This window comes from Rhodoferax sp. (assembly GCF_013297935.1).
Taxonomy (GTDB): Bacteria; Pseudomonadota; Gammaproteobacteria; order Burkholderiales; family Burkholderiaceae_C; genus Allorhodoferax.
Map to the genome: position 1 here is coordinate 125015 of NZ_JAAFIX010000008.1, position 14587 is coordinate 139601.

At 61.3% G+C, this 14587-nt stretch carries 12 protein-coding genes; 6 read left to right on the forward strand and 6 right to left on the reverse strand.

The annotated features are described in order from the left end of the window. The first annotated feature begins 7 nt into the window (after window positions 1–7). Together QZW03_RS12765 and QZW03_RS12770 are read left to right on the forward strand one after the other, a co-directional pair. Window positions 8–1531 (forward strand): altronate dehydratase family protein, encoded by a 1524-nt coding sequence (locus QZW03_RS12765; protein ID WP_296510383.1) that lies wholly within the window; start codon window positions 8–10, stop codon window positions 1529–1531. Window positions 1532–1557: 26 nt separating this feature from the next. Continuing rightward, window positions 1558–2298, forward strand: coding sequence for a YceI family protein (locus QZW03_RS12770; protein ID WP_296510384.1), 741 nt, complete (start codon window positions 1558–1560; stop codon window positions 2296–2298). A gap of 87 nt (window positions 2299–2385) precedes the next feature. Here QZW03_RS12770 and QZW03_RS12775 read toward each other — a convergent pair whose 3' ends face one another. From QZW03_RS12775 to QZW03_RS12800, 6 genes are all read right to left on the reverse strand, one after another. Continuing rightward, window positions 2386–3195 (reverse strand): siderophore-interacting protein, encoded by an 810-nt coding sequence (locus QZW03_RS12775; protein ID WP_296510385.1) that lies wholly within the window; start codon window positions 3193–3195, stop codon window positions 2386–2388. Beyond that, on the reverse strand, window positions 3195–3683 hold the full coding sequence (locus QZW03_RS12780) for a PadR family transcriptional regulator (RefSeq protein ID WP_296510418.1): 489 nt from the start codon (window positions 3681–3683) through the stop codon (window positions 3195–3197). Before QZW03_RS12780 ends, QZW03_RS12775 begins: the two co-directional genes overlap by 1 nt. A 184-nt stretch (window positions 3684–3867) precedes the next feature. Then, the gene (locus tag QZW03_RS12785; protein WP_296510386.1) at window positions 3868–5148 is read right to left on the reverse strand and encodes an FAD-binding oxidoreductase; all 1281 of its coding nucleotides are present in this window, start codon (window positions 5146–5148) and stop codon (window positions 3868–3870) included. 23 nt (window positions 5149–5171) lie between these two features. Beyond that, window positions 5172–6674, reverse strand: a complete 1503-nt coding sequence (locus QZW03_RS12790) for an aldehyde dehydrogenase (protein ID WP_296510387.1) — start codon at window positions 6672–6674, stop codon at window positions 5172–5174. Window positions 6675–6815: 141 nt separating this feature from the next. Next, the gene (locus QZW03_RS12795; protein WP_296510388.1) at window positions 6816–8666 is read right to left on the reverse strand and encodes a hypothetical protein; all 1851 of its coding nucleotides are present in this window, start codon (window positions 8664–8666) and stop codon (window positions 6816–6818) included. 177 nt (window positions 8667–8843) lie between these two features. Continuing rightward, window positions 8844–10178, reverse strand: a complete 1335-nt coding sequence (locus tag QZW03_RS12800) for an MFS transporter (RefSeq protein WP_296510389.1) — start codon at window positions 10176–10178, stop codon at window positions 8844–8846. 227 nt (window positions 10179–10405) lie between these two features. Here QZW03_RS12800 and cyoA point away from each other — a divergent pair, with 227 nt between their 5' ends. The 4 genes from cyoA to cyoD are packed head-to-tail and all read left to right on the forward strand — an operon-like array spanning window position 10406 to window position 14573. Next, window positions 10406–11452: a ubiquinol oxidase subunit II gene (cyoA, locus tag QZW03_RS12805; protein WP_296510390.1), complete on the forward strand. Its 1047-nt coding sequence runs from the start codon at window positions 10406–10408 to the stop codon at window positions 11450–11452. Window positions 11453–11506: 54 nt separating this feature from the next. Continuing rightward, window positions 11507–13510: a cytochrome o ubiquinol oxidase subunit I gene (gene cyoB, locus QZW03_RS12810; protein WP_296510391.1), complete on the forward strand. Its 2004-nt coding sequence runs from the start codon at window positions 11507–11509 to the stop codon at window positions 13508–13510. Next, window positions 13503–14138 carry a cytochrome o ubiquinol oxidase subunit III gene (gene cyoC / locus QZW03_RS12815; protein ID WP_296510392.1) on the forward strand — a complete coding sequence of 212 codons (636 nt, stop codon included), beginning with the start codon at window positions 13503–13505 and terminating at the stop codon, window positions 14136–14138. Before cyoB ends, cyoC begins: the two co-directional genes overlap by 8 nt. Beyond that, entirely contained in the window at window positions 14139–14573 is a 435-nt protein-coding gene (gene cyoD / locus QZW03_RS12820) for a cytochrome o ubiquinol oxidase subunit IV (protein ID WP_296510393.1), read from the forward strand. Window positions 14574–14587: the final 14 nt, after the last annotated feature.

Here is a 14587-nt window from a genome sequence, read left to right on the forward strand (position 1 = left end):
GAGCCCTATGAATCCAGTCATTCGCATCCATCTGCAAGACAACGTCGTCATTGCAAAGCAACAGCTCTTAGGCGGGACCCGCATTGAGGCTGAAAACATCACCGTATCAGGCCTGATTCCTCCCGGGCACAAAGTGGCAGTGCGGGCTATCGCCCAGGGGGAAGCAGTGCGGCGCTACAACCAGATCATTGGTGTGGCCACACAGGCCATTGGGCCGGGCCAGCATGTGCACACCCATAACCTCGCCTTCAGCCACTTTGATCGTGGTCACACCGTGGGCGGAAATGTGCGGCCTGTGGACTATGTGGAAACTCCCGCCACGTTTGATGGCATCGTGCGTGCGGATGGTCGGGTGGCGACCCGGAATTACATCGGCGTTCTGACCAGTGTGAACTGCTCAGCGACGGTAGCTCGCGCCATAGCAGACCACTTCCGGCGCGACATCCACCCCGAGGCACTCGCGGCCTTCCCGCAGATCGATGGCGTCGTGGCCCTCACCCATGGTGCAGGTTGCGCCACGGACAGCGAAGGCGAAAGCCTGCAAGTGCTCCGGCGCACCCTGGCCGGCTATGCGCGCCACGCCAACTTTGCGGCAGTGTTGGTGGTGGGCCTGGGATGTGAGACCAACCAGATTCAGGGCCTCATGGCGCAAGAGGGATTGCGTGAAGGTGCCAAGCTGGTGACATTCAATATTCAAGACACCGGTGGCACCGCAAAAACGGTGGCGCGGGGTATTGAAGTCGTGCAAGGCCTGTTGGCAGAGGCCAATGCCGTGCAGCGCACTCCGGTCTCGGCCTCTCACCTGGTCGTTGGCCTGCAGTGCGGTGGCTCAGACGGTTATTCGGGGATCAGCGCCAACCCTGGCTTAGGCGCTGCGGTAGACCTGCTGGTGCGTCACGGCGGCACGGCCGTGCTCTCGGAAACCCCGGAGATCTATGGCGGCGAACACCTGTTGCTCCAGCGCGCGGTATCGCAAGCAGTGGCCGACAAGCTCGAAGCGCGCCTGCAGTGGTGGACCGACTATTGCGCCCGCAACAACGGGGAGCTGGACAACAATCCGTCCGCCGGCAACAAGGCTGGGGGCCTGACAACTATTCTTGAAAAGTCTCTGGGCGCCATCGCCAAAGGCGGCACCACGCCGCTGGTGGATGTCTACGAATACGCCCAGCCCATCAAAGCCAAAGGCTTTGTCTACATGGATACCCCGGGCTACGACCCGGTATCTGCGACCGGGCAGGTTGCCGGGGGTGCCAACCTGATTTGCTTTACCACCGGCCGGGGCTCCGCCTATGGGTGTGCACCAACCCCCTCTCTCAAGCTGGCAACCAACCACGCACTCTGGGTCAAACAGGAGGAGGACATGGACATCAACTGTGGCACGGTGATCGATGGCCATGAGAGTGTGCAGCAGCTCGGGGAGCGCATCTTTGGCGAGATGCTGGCCGCCGCCTCGGGGCGCAAAACCAAGAGTGAGTTGCATGGTTACGGCCAGAATGAGTTTGTGCCTTGGGCATTGGGCGCCGTGATGTAATTCCGGGCTCAACCACCGGGCACGCCATGAGCAATCCGATTTTGCGCAACCGTTTCATAGGGCTCACCGTCGCTTTGCTGTTAGGGGCATGCAGCAGCTCTGAGCGCATTGCGCCACGCACCACCGTGTCGGACGCTGCAAGCCAGGCGCGGCCGTCGGATGCCCCAAAGATGGAAACCCGCCGGGAAACCTTCAAGATAGCGCCGACGGAGTCCACCCTGCACATCCTGGTCTACCGCGGCGGGCCTATGGCCCGCTTGGGTCACAACCATGTGGTCAGTTCGCAGCAGCTGGAGGGCGAGGTGTGGCGCGCGGGCGGAGCACCTGATTCGGGCTTTGATATCCGGGTGCCGGTCAACACCTTGATCGTGGACGACGAGGCAGCACGCCAGGCCGAGGGGGCGGATTTTCCGCCGGGCATCAGCGACGATGCCAAGGCCGGCACCCGTGCCAATATGCTGCGCCCCACCCTGCTGGATGGCGAGCGCTACCCGCAGATCCGCATTCGCTCCGTGGCTATCAGTGGCGACCTGGCGGCTCCTCAGGTGCGTGCCGCCATCACACTCAAAAACCAGACTCGCGAAGTCGAGCTGCCGGTGCGCATCAGCGACAGCGCAGGCGCGCTGCGGGTGGAAGGTGCGTTCGACATCCGGCAGTCAGATTTCGGGATCACCCCGCTGAGCATCGCCATGGGCGCGCTGGTGGTGGTGGACACCATCACCATCAAGTTTTCGCTGCTTGCGCGGCCCGGCTCTGCCCGGCAGTAATTGAAGAGCGAAACAAGCCTCTAGCCCCCGTATTAATTGCGCAATCCGCTATCAAATATATAGCAGTTCGGGGGCGTGAAGTAGGCACTAGGCGTCCAGCGTCTCGTGCGCGTCGGCGCTGCCACGGCGCCAGTAACTGGAGGCGCGCACATACTGGGGATTCACCAGGCACTCGCCCACCAGGTAGGCCCGCACGGCTTTGGCCTGGGCGCTTTCGCAACCCACCCAGGCATGGAATACCCCAGAGCGCAGGGTGATGCGGCGCAGCGCATCTAGCAATGGCATAGCGTCCGGGTCCGCACCGCTGCGGTAGACCCAGTGCACGGCCACCTCCGCTGCGCTAGGTAGCGGCAAGCAATCGGCCGGGCTATCAACTTCCACCACCACTTCGGCGTGTGCTGCGGCAGGCAACTCAGCCAGGCGGCGGGCGATGGCGGGCAAGGCGGTGTCGTCGCCCACCAGCAGGTGCCAGTCAAACTCGGTGGGCACGATGAGCGAGCCGCGCGGGCCACCAACGCCCAGTGTTTCGCCCACCCGGGCTTGTGCCGCCCATTCAGTGGCCGGGCCGCCGGGTTGGTGCAGCGCAAAGTCAATCTGCAGGGTGCGCCCCACCGGGTCAAAGTGGTGGGGGGTGTAGTCGCGCATGGTGGGGCGGGTGCCCTCGGGCCACACCGGGCCTTCGGGGCCGGCAGTGGGCAAGGCCAAGATGCCGGTCACCGGGTCCGGGAAAAAGAGTTTGACGTGGTCGTCAAACCCGAGGCTCACAAAGCCTTCCAGGTCGTCCCCCGCCAAAGTAATGCGCGCCAGATGGGGTGTAGGGTGCTGCACATCGCGCACTTGGAGGCTACGAAAGCGCAGGGGGGGGCGTACACGCCGTGAAGTCAGGTCGGGCAACATTAAATCTTCTCCAGTTCTTGGGCGGCACGGTCCAGCACAGCCGCAAAGGCGTGGGCCTGCTCGGGGGTGAGGGCCTCGCGGGTCAGGCGCATGCGCATGGCGAGCTTCAGGTTCTCAATAGCGCGCATGACCTGCGGCGGGCGGCCACCGCGAGGGCCTGCGCCGTCTACCCCACCATTCAGGCGGGCCAGCATGGTGTCGACCACGGTGCGGTTTTCCTCCAGAAAGGCTTTGCCTGCATCGGTGATGGCGTAGCGCTTGCGGCCACCGGCGTCGGTGTTGTCAGCCTGCAGGTGGCCTTGCTCTTCGAGCAGGGTCAAGGTCGGGTACACGGTGCCCGGGCTGGGGCTGTAGCTGCCGCCCAGCCGGTCTTCAATGCGCTTGATGAGTTCGTAGCCGTGGCTGGCTTCTTCAGCAATCAGGCTGAGCAGCACAAAGCGTAAGCCGCCGTGGCCGAAGATGCGGCCGCCGCCGCGGCGTGTGGGCATCTCGTCGCCATGCCGGCCGGAGCCCTCGCCTGCGCCGTGGCGCATCTCGTAACGGAAATGATGGTGGTGCATACGTGCATCCTTTATTTAGATGCACTTATGATATATCTAAATGCAGTCTAAATAGGCACCACCAGTGGGCTTTACCGCAGGTTTACCGGGCGCGCCCGGCCCCCGAAAAGCTCTAGATTTGCAACTTGTCGCGCAGGTCGTAATACCAAGCGCCCAGCGCCGTGAGCGGCACCCGGAACCAGCGCCCGCCCGGGAAGGGGTAGTGCGGCAGTCCGGCAAAAGCATCGAAGCGGTTGGCCTGCCCTTGAATCACTTCGCTCAGTACCCGCCCGATAAGGTGGGTGAAAGTGACCCCATGGCCGCTGCACCCTTGCGAGTAATAAATATTGGAACTCAAGCGCCCTACTTCCGGCAGCCGCGACAAGGTCAACAAGAAGTTGCCGGTCCACCCGTAGTCAATACGCACATCCTTGAGTTGGGGGAATGTTTTGAGCAACTTGGGCCGGATGATGGACTCCACATGCGCCGGGTCGCGCGCACCGTAGATGACGCCGCCGCCGTAAAGCAGGCGCCGGTCGGCTGACAGGCGGAAGTAGTCCAGCAAGAAATTGCTGTCTTCAACGCAGTAGTCGGTGGGCAGAATTTCAGGGAACCGGTCCCCCAGCGGCTCCGTAGCCACCACTTGGGTGCCGCAGGGCATGGAGCGCGCGGCCAGCTGAGGCTCCAACCCACCGATATAGGCATTACAAGCCACGATCACAAAGCGCGCCCGCACCTGCCCGTGGGCGGTGTGCACCACAGCCGGGTCGCCGCGCTCAATGCGGGTGACCGCGCTGTCTTCAAAAATGTGCCCGCCCAAGGATTCGAGGGCTGCCGCCTCCCCCTGGGCCAAGCGCAAGGGGTGCATGTGGCCGCCATCGAGATCGAGCAACGTGGCCAGGTAACGGCGGGTGCCCACAGCGGCCTCGCTTTGCGCGGCATCCAGCATGCGCATGTTGGAGTGGCCGTAGCGGGCCCAGAGAGCTTGATGGTGCTCCAACTGCTTCACTTGCTTGGGCGTGATGGCGGCAAACATGCCGCCGGGCTTGAAGTGGCAGTCGATCCCGTAGCGGGCGATCCGCTCGCGGATGATTTTGGCGCCCTCGAAGGCCATGCTGCCCAGCGCCTGAGCGGTGGTGGTGCCGTAGCGGGCCTCGATCACATCCAGGTCCCGCGAGTAGCTGTGCACCAATTGCCCGCCATTGCGCCCGGAGGCGCCCCAGCCGACCCGGGCCGCCTCCAGCACCACGACCTTAAAACCCGCCTCGGCCAGGTGCAAGGCAGACGACAGGCCGGTGTAGCCGGCACCGATGACCAGCACATCGGCATCAAGGGTGCCAGCCAGCGCGGGGCGCGCAGGTTGGACTGCGCCACTGGCGGCGTAGTACGAGGGGGCGTGTGGGGTGGTGGGCATGCGGCAGGGCTAGTTAGCGGGGTTCAGGCGTCGATGCGCAACCAGGTGGTTTTGAGCTCGGTGTACTTGTCAAAAGCGTGCAGCGATTTGTCACGCCCGTTGCCCGACTGCTTGAAGCCGCCAAAGGGCACGGTGATGTCGTCTTCGTCGTATTGGTTCACATGGACGGTGCCGGCCTTGAGCCCGCGTGCGACCCGGTGGGCACGGTCGATCTGGCCGCTCCACACGCTGGCCTGGAGGCCGTAGACGCTGTCATTGGCCAGGGCGAGTGCTTCGGCCTCGGTGGCGAAGGGAATCACACCCAGAACCGGGCCGAAAATTTCTTCGCGGGCGATTTTCATGTCGTTGCGCACACCTTCAAAAATGGTGGGCTCCACGAAGTAGCCGCCGGTTTCGGTGCGCACCCTGCGGCCGCCGAACGCGATGTGCGCGCCCTCGGCCTGGCCTTGATGTATGTACCCCAGCACGGTGCTCATCTGGCCGGCATCGACCAGTGCGCCCATTTCGGTGGACTCATTGAGTGGGTCGCCCGGCAAGTATTTGCGGGCCTCGTCTTGCAGCGCGGCCATGAATTCGGGCACAGCCTCTTGCTGCACCAGAAGCCGAGTGGGTGCATTGCAGGACTCACCCTGGTTGTAAAAAACGGAGCCTGCTGCGGCGCGGGCGGCGGCGGCCACGTCTTTGGCGTCGTTGAACACCAAAAAGGCGGACTTGCCACCCAGCTCGTTGTACACCCGCTTGAGGTTGGACTCCGCGGCGCAGGCCAGCATCCGCCGGCCGATGCGGGTGGAGCCGGTGAAACCGATGGCGTCTACATCCATGTGCAAAGCGAGTGCCTCACCGGCCTCCTGCCCCAAGCCCGGCACCACATTGAACACCCCTTCCGGAATACCGGCCTCCACTGCCAACTCGGCCAAGCGCAAGGCGGTGTAGGGCGACTTTTCACTCGGCTTGAGCACCACGCTGTTGCCAGCTGCCAAGGCGGGCCCCAGCTTCCAAGCGGCCATGATGAGCGGGTAGTTCCATGGGACGATGGCGCCGATCACGCCCATGGCCTCGCGGGTAATCAGCGCCAGCGCCGTGTCTGCCGTGGGGGCAATCTCGTCGTAGAGCTTGTCGACCGCCTCGCCATACCAGGCTAGGCAGTTGGCGGTGGCGGGCACGTCCACCGCCAAGCTGTGGGCAATCGGTTTGCCCATGTCCAGGGTTTCGAGCAAGGCCAGCTCGTCCCGCGCGGCCAGCACCAACTCCGACCAGCGCTGCATGACCTTTTTGCGCTCGCGTGGAGACCTTCCGGCCCAGCGGCGGTCATTGAAGGCCAAGCGCGCAGCATGGACAGCGGCATCGATGTCCGCCTTTTGTCCGCGGGCCACACTGCCGAGGCGATGACCGTTGAGTGGGGAGTGTTTGTCAAAGGTCTGGCCATCAGCCGCCGCGACGCGTGCCCCATGGATGAAGAGCCGGCCATCGGGTTGAAGCGCGGCTGCGCGGCTGTGCCAGATGGTGGTGGGGTCAGTGCGTGTCATCGGGTCGTCCCATGGTGGTTAGCGTGCGGAACACCGCAGCAAGTGGCCCCTACGATACCCGCAAGGAAGCCCTCACAAAGGAGCCACTTTGCGCACCCGGGGCAGACCACTTTGGTGTGATTGCCCCGCCCGGACGCGCCCTCAGCCTCCGGTGCTGCGCCGCAAAGTAAAGCGGTCCACCACATGCCAGCGGGCGGACGGTGTGCCAGCCGGCTCCACCCACACCGGTCGCACCGTACCGGGGGCCTTGCCGGCCCCGTCAGGGTTCAAGGCCCAGTGCTTGGGCACGGCATCACAGCCGAAAAAGAAGCCGGTCAGGTTGCCATCAGGGTCCAGCCGGAAGCGCAAAAAGCCCTTGTAATCCTCGCAGGCCAAAGGGGAAAAGGCGTTGTTCCACAGCAGGCCACAGCGCGCCATGCACCAGAAATACACCCCGGCAAGGAGCCCGCCCACCACAGCGCCGAGCGCCACGGCGCCCAGCGTGCCTGCCAGTGGAGCAACACTGAAGGTGTAGCTCAGGGCGGCCGGGGCGGAGAACCACGCAGCGCCTCCCAATGCATGGGACACCCCGTACATCCCCCCTATCTGCAGTACCGCGTGAGCCAAGGGAGCACCGAGTCGGGCGAGTTTTCCCGGCTCGTCTTTCGCTAAACCAAAGCACATGGCCGCCATGGCCAGGCACACCGCCAGCATGACCGTGCCGGAGTAAGCAAACCAATAGGCACTGCCGAAGGCAAGTCCCAGCACCAAGGGAAACACCAGATTGCCCTGCGCTATGCCGCGCCCCAAGGGCCCACCGCGCGGGTCCAGGCTGTTCCACGCGAACTTGAACAAAGACCACCAGATGGCATTGCCCAAGCCTCGCGACACATCGGGCTCGGGGTAGCGGCAATGGGCCGTGTAGTCCCCCGGGCTATTTGATTCTGCGGATACAGAACCCACGCGGGTTGCATGTCCGAGCTCCGGGCTGATGGCGCTCGGGTCCCTGAGCACCTGGTGAACTTTGGGCTGCGATAAGGACTTCGCATGGGTAGGATGCAAAAAAGCCCCACCCGAGCCACAGGTCACCAACAGATCGGCGGCTGCCGGATCACTGTTGGCAGATGACTCGCGGCAATAGTGGTGCACATCCCCGGCAATGCGCATGCGAATACGCAGCCCTTTGCTCTCCAGCAAGGCTTCTAGCCGCTGGTAGCGCTTGGGGTAACCCTCCGGGGCGCCATCTCCCAAAGGTCGGGTCCAGTAGGGCTCGGGGTAAATCAGGATCAGCTGATCTCCGGGAGCCATTGCATGCTCCGGGTTCGGAGCGCCGCGTATGGTGTCTCCCGCCAGACGCCGGAATGCCTCGTACTGGCCGCGATCTAAGTCACCGGCAAGTGCAAAGTCAAAACCCAGCACCCACCAGCCGTGCGGCAAGCGGGTGGCAAAGTAGGAGCGTTTCTGCGGGGTGCGCACGCCGAAGACCTCGCCCTGGTCGCGGTCCACAAAATACCGTTTGAAAGTAGACAGGCTGTCAAACCAGTCGTGGTTTTGCGCGACTGCATAGGCGCTGCGGTGTTGGGTATCGGGCCCGCTGGTGGTGCGGGCACCTTCAAACATTTCGAGAAACCGGTATTGGTATTCGTAGGCACTGGCACCGGGGTAACTGAGGTCGCCGCCCAAAAAGAGAATCTGGCCCCGGGGACACTGCTGCCCAGCCCCGGCGTCCATGGTGTCGGCCTGCACGGCCCGGGCCACGGTGTAGGTGGCATTTCCGCCGTCGCCAGTGTCCGACAAAAAGTCGAACCAGAGCGTACCGTCAGCGCCGGTTTCGCCGGTGTGATCGGTCGCCTCGAAAACGCCCGTCCAGAGCTCACGCGGATCCGCATTGCGAATGACATCTGAACTCGACACCAGCTCGCGAGCCGACTGAAGCAGCACCGCCGGGTTGTACCAGGCCACCGGCCAGCGTTGATGAGGCGCTTCTTCCGCGCCGAATTGATATTCAGGCATGAGACTCTCCCTTTTTTTATCGTGAGCACCCCTCTACGGTGCACGCCACTATAAAAGAATGGCGATGTTTTGACTCCGCACGCGTGGGCCCACCAAGCAAAAAAAGCCCGGTACCTCAGGAGGTACCGGGCCCGCGCTGTGCCACGCCATCGGCATGGATGCAGCCGCTGGATGCGCTCAGTCTTTTTGCTCGATCAACCGGTTGATACGAAGTGCCACCAGGGTGCAAATGGCACCGGAGAGCAGGTACAGCGATACCGCCCCCAAACCGAACTTGGCAGACAAGCCCAAGGCCACCAGCGGGGCAAAGCCTGCGCCGAACAACCATGCCAAGTCAGCGGACAAGGCCGCGCCGGTGTAGCGGTAGCGGGGGGAAAAGTTAGAAGTTACGGTGCCTGAGGCCTGCCCGTAAGACAGCCCAAGGAGCACGAAACTGGTCAGCAGGAAAATGTTGTTACCCACCTCACCCGCACCGAGTAACCAGGGAGTCACAAAGCTGAAAAGGCCGATGAGCACCGCCATAGTGCCCAACAGATTGCGACGGCCCACGCGATCGGCCAACCAGCCCGAGAACATGATGGCCACTGCGGCCAGCATGGCGCCGATGATTTGTACTTCCAACACGTCGCCGATGGCTTGCTCGGAGTACATGGCAATCCAGGACAGCGGGAACACGGTCGCCAAATGAAACAGTGCAAAACTGGCCAAGGCGGCGAACGCACCCAGAACCACATTGCCACCCTCCTCACGCACCACGCGGGTGACGCTCACAGGCTGCAGCTCCAACTCTTGTAAACGCTCGGCGTAGGACTGGCCCACCACCAGGCGCAAACGGGCAAACAAGGCCACCACATTGATCGCAAACGCCACGAAGAACGGGTAGCGCCAGCCGTAGCTCAGGAACTCGGAGGAGCTCAGGTTGCTGTGCAGGTAGGCGAAAAGGCCCGCGGCCATGACAAAACCTACAGGCGCTCCCAGTTGCCCGACCATTGAAAACCAGCCCCGACGCTCTTTAGGCGCACTCATGGCCAACAGGGAGGGCAAGCCGTCCCAAGAACCACCGAGGCCCAGGCCCTGGCCGATCCGTAAAATCACAATGGCGGCAATGGCCATATTGCCGGCACTTGCGTAGCTGGGCAAGAAGGCCATTCCGGCGGTGCTGGCACCTAGCAAAAACAAGGCAATGGTCAGTTTTGTGCCCCGCCCCCAGCGGCGCTGCACCGCCATGGACAAGGCTGTCCCGATGGGGCGGGCAATAAACGCCACAGAAAAGATGGCAAAAGACATCAGGGTGCCGTCGAGCCGGGCCAGCTGCGGAAACAGCAGGCTGGGAAATACCAGGACGCAAGCGATTCCGAATACAAAGAAATCAAAGTACTCGGATGCGCGGCCGATGATGACGCCCACCGCAATCTCACCCGGTGTTACATCCTCGTCGGTGTGCGCTCTGGACAAAGAGACTGAACTCTCAAAACTAGGCCCGGCAGGGGCCGCAGACGCGGGGGTGTACATGGTGCTTACCTCTATCAACAGTGACAACGCGGTTTTACACCCTACAAGGGCAGAATTCATCCGCTTGGGCTAATCTCCTTCTCAGGAAAACCCTGATTGCCGGAGCAGCCGACCGCCCTGTTGATCTTGGACAAAATGTCCAATGGACAAATTTGCTACGGAAATTACAGTCGGAGGCTCGTCATAAAGTGTCCAACTAATGCGCCCTTACCCGGGGCGTTGTAAGCATGTCAAAACTAAAGGCATTTCCGAAGCGCACCACGCTGGCCGCCCTGGCAATGGCTGCGGCCCTCTCCGGCTGCAGCAAGGCTGTGGTGCTCAATCCGGCCGGCGATATCGCCGCGCAACAGGGCCAGATGGTGGTAACCGCCACCTTGCTGATGTTGATCATCATCGTTCCGGTGATTTTCCTGACCTTGTTTTTTGCCTGGAAATACCGCCAGAGCAACACCGAGGCGGAATATGAACCCGAATGGCACCACTCCACGTCGCTGGAACTGGTCATCTGGACCGTGCCTTTGCTGATCATCATTGCGCTGGGCGCTTTGACGTGGATTGGCACCCACAAGCTGGATCCGTATCGCCCGCTGGACCGCATTGATGCCGCGCGCCCCTTACCGGCTGACGTGAAGCCCATGGAAGTGCAGGTGGTGGCCATGGATTGGAAGTGGCTGTTTTTCTACCCCGAGCAAGGCATTGCAACCGTCAACGAGCTTGCAGCTCCGGTGGACCGCCCGATTTTGTTCAAGCTGACCTCGACCTCCACCATGAATGCGTTTTATGTGCCGGACCTCGCCGGCATGATTTACGCCATGCCGGGCATGCAAACCGAGCTCAATGCTGTGATCAACCGCCCCGGAGTTTTCAAGGGCATGTCGTCCCACTACAGCGGCGCTGGGTTCTCCGGCATGACTTTCAAGTTTCACGGTCTGAGCAATGAAGATTTCGCGCAGTGGGTTCAAAAGGCCAAAACCGAAGGCAAAACCTTGGATCGGACGACCTACATGAATCTGGTCAAACCCAGCGAGCGGGACCCTGTACAGCGCTTTAGCAGCGTAGAGACCGGCCTGTACGACAAGGTGCTCAACCGTTGTGTGGAAGACGGAAAGATGTGCATGCACCACATGATGGCGATCGATGCCCGTGGCGGCAGCGCCTATGTCAAGGCCATGGGCCTGAGCATGCCGCAAGACGTGTGCACCGTGCAAAACGCGGACCAAGTCATAGCGGCCTTGGAAACACGCAACGCCAACCGCGCAACCGTCCAACAATAAATTCCGTGCCGGCTGCCTATGGTGGCAGCCGGCGCCTTGCCACAGAGACTTTTTATGTCCTCACAAACTCTTACTGATACCCACTGGGCACTCGGCCGGCTAAGCTGGGACGCCGTACCCATGACCCATGACCCCATCATCCTGGGCACGTTCATCATGGTGGTTCTGGGTGGAATGGGCGTGTTTGCCCTCATGACCAAGTTCCGCCTATGGGGCCCCTTCTGGCGCGATTGGGTCTGCAGCATCGACCACAAAAAGATCGGCATCATGTACATGGTGCTCGGCATCGTGATGCTGCTGCGCGGTTTCGCCGACGCGGTGATGATGCGCTTGCAACAAGCCATGGCCTTTGGCGACAACATGGGCTACCTGCCCCCGCACCACTACGACCAAATCTTCACCGCCCACGGCGTGATCATGATCTTCTTCGTAGCCATGCCCTTGGTAACGGGCCTGATGAACTACCTGATTCCCCTCCAAATCGGGGCACGAGACGTCTCATTCCCCTTCCTGAACAACTTTAGTTTCTGGATGACCACTGCCGGCGCGGTACTGGTGATGTTCTCCCTGTTTTTGGGCGAGTTTTCTACCTCCGGGTGGCTGGCACTATCCAACCTGGGCGCACAAAGCCCCAGCACGGGTCTGGACTACTATATTTGGGCGCTACAGATCGCCGGGGTAGGAACGACGCTTTCCGGTATCAACCTCATCGTCACCATTGTCAAAATGCGCGCCCCCGGCATGAGCCTGATGCGCATGCCCGTCTTCGTCTGGACTGCGCTGTGCACCAATGCCCTGATCGTAGCCTCATTCCCTGTGCTGACCGCAGCGCTGGTACTCATGTCGCTGGACCGCTATGCAGGCACCAACTTCTTCACGAACGAGCTGGGCGGCAACCCCATGCTGTACGTGAACCTGATCTGGATCTGGGGCCACCCCGAGGTGTACATCCTGATCCTGCCTGCCTTTGGTGTGTTCTCGGAAATCGTGGCCACCTTCAGTAAAAAGCGCCTGTTCGGTTACACCTCCATGGTGTACGCCACTGTGTGTATCACCATCTTGTCTTACCTGGTGTGGTTGCATCACTTCTTCACCATGGGATCAGGTGCCAGTGTGAATACCTTCTTCGGTATCACCACCATGATCATCTCCATCCCGACCGGGGCGAAGATTTTCAATTGGTTGTTCACCATGTACAAAGGCCGCATCCGCTTTGAGCTGCCCATGATGTGGACGGTTGCCTTCATGATCACCTTCGCCATCGGCGGTATGACCGGTGTGCTGCTGGCGGTGCCGCCTGCTGACTTTGTGCTGCACAACAGCCTGTTCCTGATTGCGCACTTCCACAATGTGATCATCGGTGGCGTGGTATTCGGCATGTTCGCCGGCATCAACTACTGGTTCCCCAAAGCCTTCGGCTACAAGCTGGACCACACCTGGGGCGTGCGCTCTTTCTGGTTGTGGGTAGTAGGCTTCTGGGTTGCGTTCACACCGCTGTACATCCTGGGCTTGATGGGTGTCACCCGTCGCGCCAATCATTTTGAAGACCAGTCACTGCAGATCTGGTTCGTCATTGCTGCAATAGGTGCAGCAATGATTGCAGCCGGCATTGCTTGCTTCCTGATTCAGCTCGTAGTCAGCTACCTCAAGCGCGAAGAGTTGCGTGACTGGACAGGCGACCCTTGGGGTGGCCGCACCCTGGAGTGGGCAACCTCATCCCCCCCGCCAGACTACAACTTTGCATCCACACCGGTCGTTTATGAGATCGACGCTTGGTGGGACATGAAAAAGCATGGCTACCAGCGCCCTTTGAGTGGATTCAAGCCCATTCACATGCCAGCTAACACTGCGGCAGGTGTGGTGATCTCCGGACTCTCTTTGGTTTTCGGCTTCGCACTGATCTGGCACATGTGGCTGCTTGCCGGCGTGTCATTTGCTGCGCTGCTGATCGCCGCCATTGTTCACACTTTCAATTACCACCGCGACTTCTACATACCGGCAGCCCAAGTAACTGCCACTGAAGAAGCCCGCACACTCCAATTGGCACGCCATGTCTGATATCCGTACCTCCCACGGCGCCGCAGCTGGCGCACTAGCCCCCCGCGAGTACCACCTGGCGCATGAGCCTCATCCGGAGAACGGCACTGCGCTGGGCTTCTGGCTCTACCTGATGAGCGACTGTCTCATCTTTGCGGCCCTCTTTGCTACCTATGGCGTGCTCGGTCGCAGCTATGCAGCCGGTCCTACCGGTGCAGAGTTGTTTGACCTGACACTGGTGGCCATCAACACGGCTTTCTTGCTGTTGTCGTCCATCACCTTCGGCTTTGCGGTGCTGCGCAAGCAAATGAATGACGTGAAGGGCACGCTGATCTGGTTGGCCGTTACCGGCCTGCTGGGGCTGTGCTTTCTGGGCTTGGAACTCTACGAGTTCTCGCACCTTATGCACGAGGGTGCGGGCCCGGGCCGCAGCGCATTTTTGTCGGCGTTTTTCACGCTGGTCGGCACCCACGGCTTGCACGTGACCTTCGGCTTGATCTGGCTGGTCGTATTGATGCTGCAAATCAAGCAGCACGGCCTCACCCCCGCCAACAACCGCCGTTTGATGTGCCTGTCGATGTTCTGGCACTTTCTGGATGTGATCTGGATCGGCGTTTTTACATTTGTCTACCTGATGGGGGTGCTGTAAATGAGCGCACACAATTCACACGCTGCCCACGGGCACGACGATCACGGGCATGACAGCCATGCCAGCAACGAGCCACACAGCACGCTTTCCGGCTACATGACCGGTTTTGTGTTGTCGGTGATCTTGACCGCCATTCCGTTTTGGTTGGTGATGGCCAAGGTCATTTCGGACCGCCCCACTGCGGTGCTGGTACTGGGCGCCTTTGCAGTCGTGCAAATTCTGGTGCACATGTACTACTTCTTGCACATGAACGGCAAGATCGAGGGCGGCTGGACCTTGCTGTCCACCATCTTCACCGTAGTCTTTGTAGCGATCGCGATTGCCGGTACCTTGTGGGTGATGTTCCATATGAACAGCAACATGATGCCCACCCACACCGACATGCCAGCCATGGAACAAGCGGCACCGGGCGCACAGCCCAAAACCAGCCCCTGAGCGGAAGGCCGCCC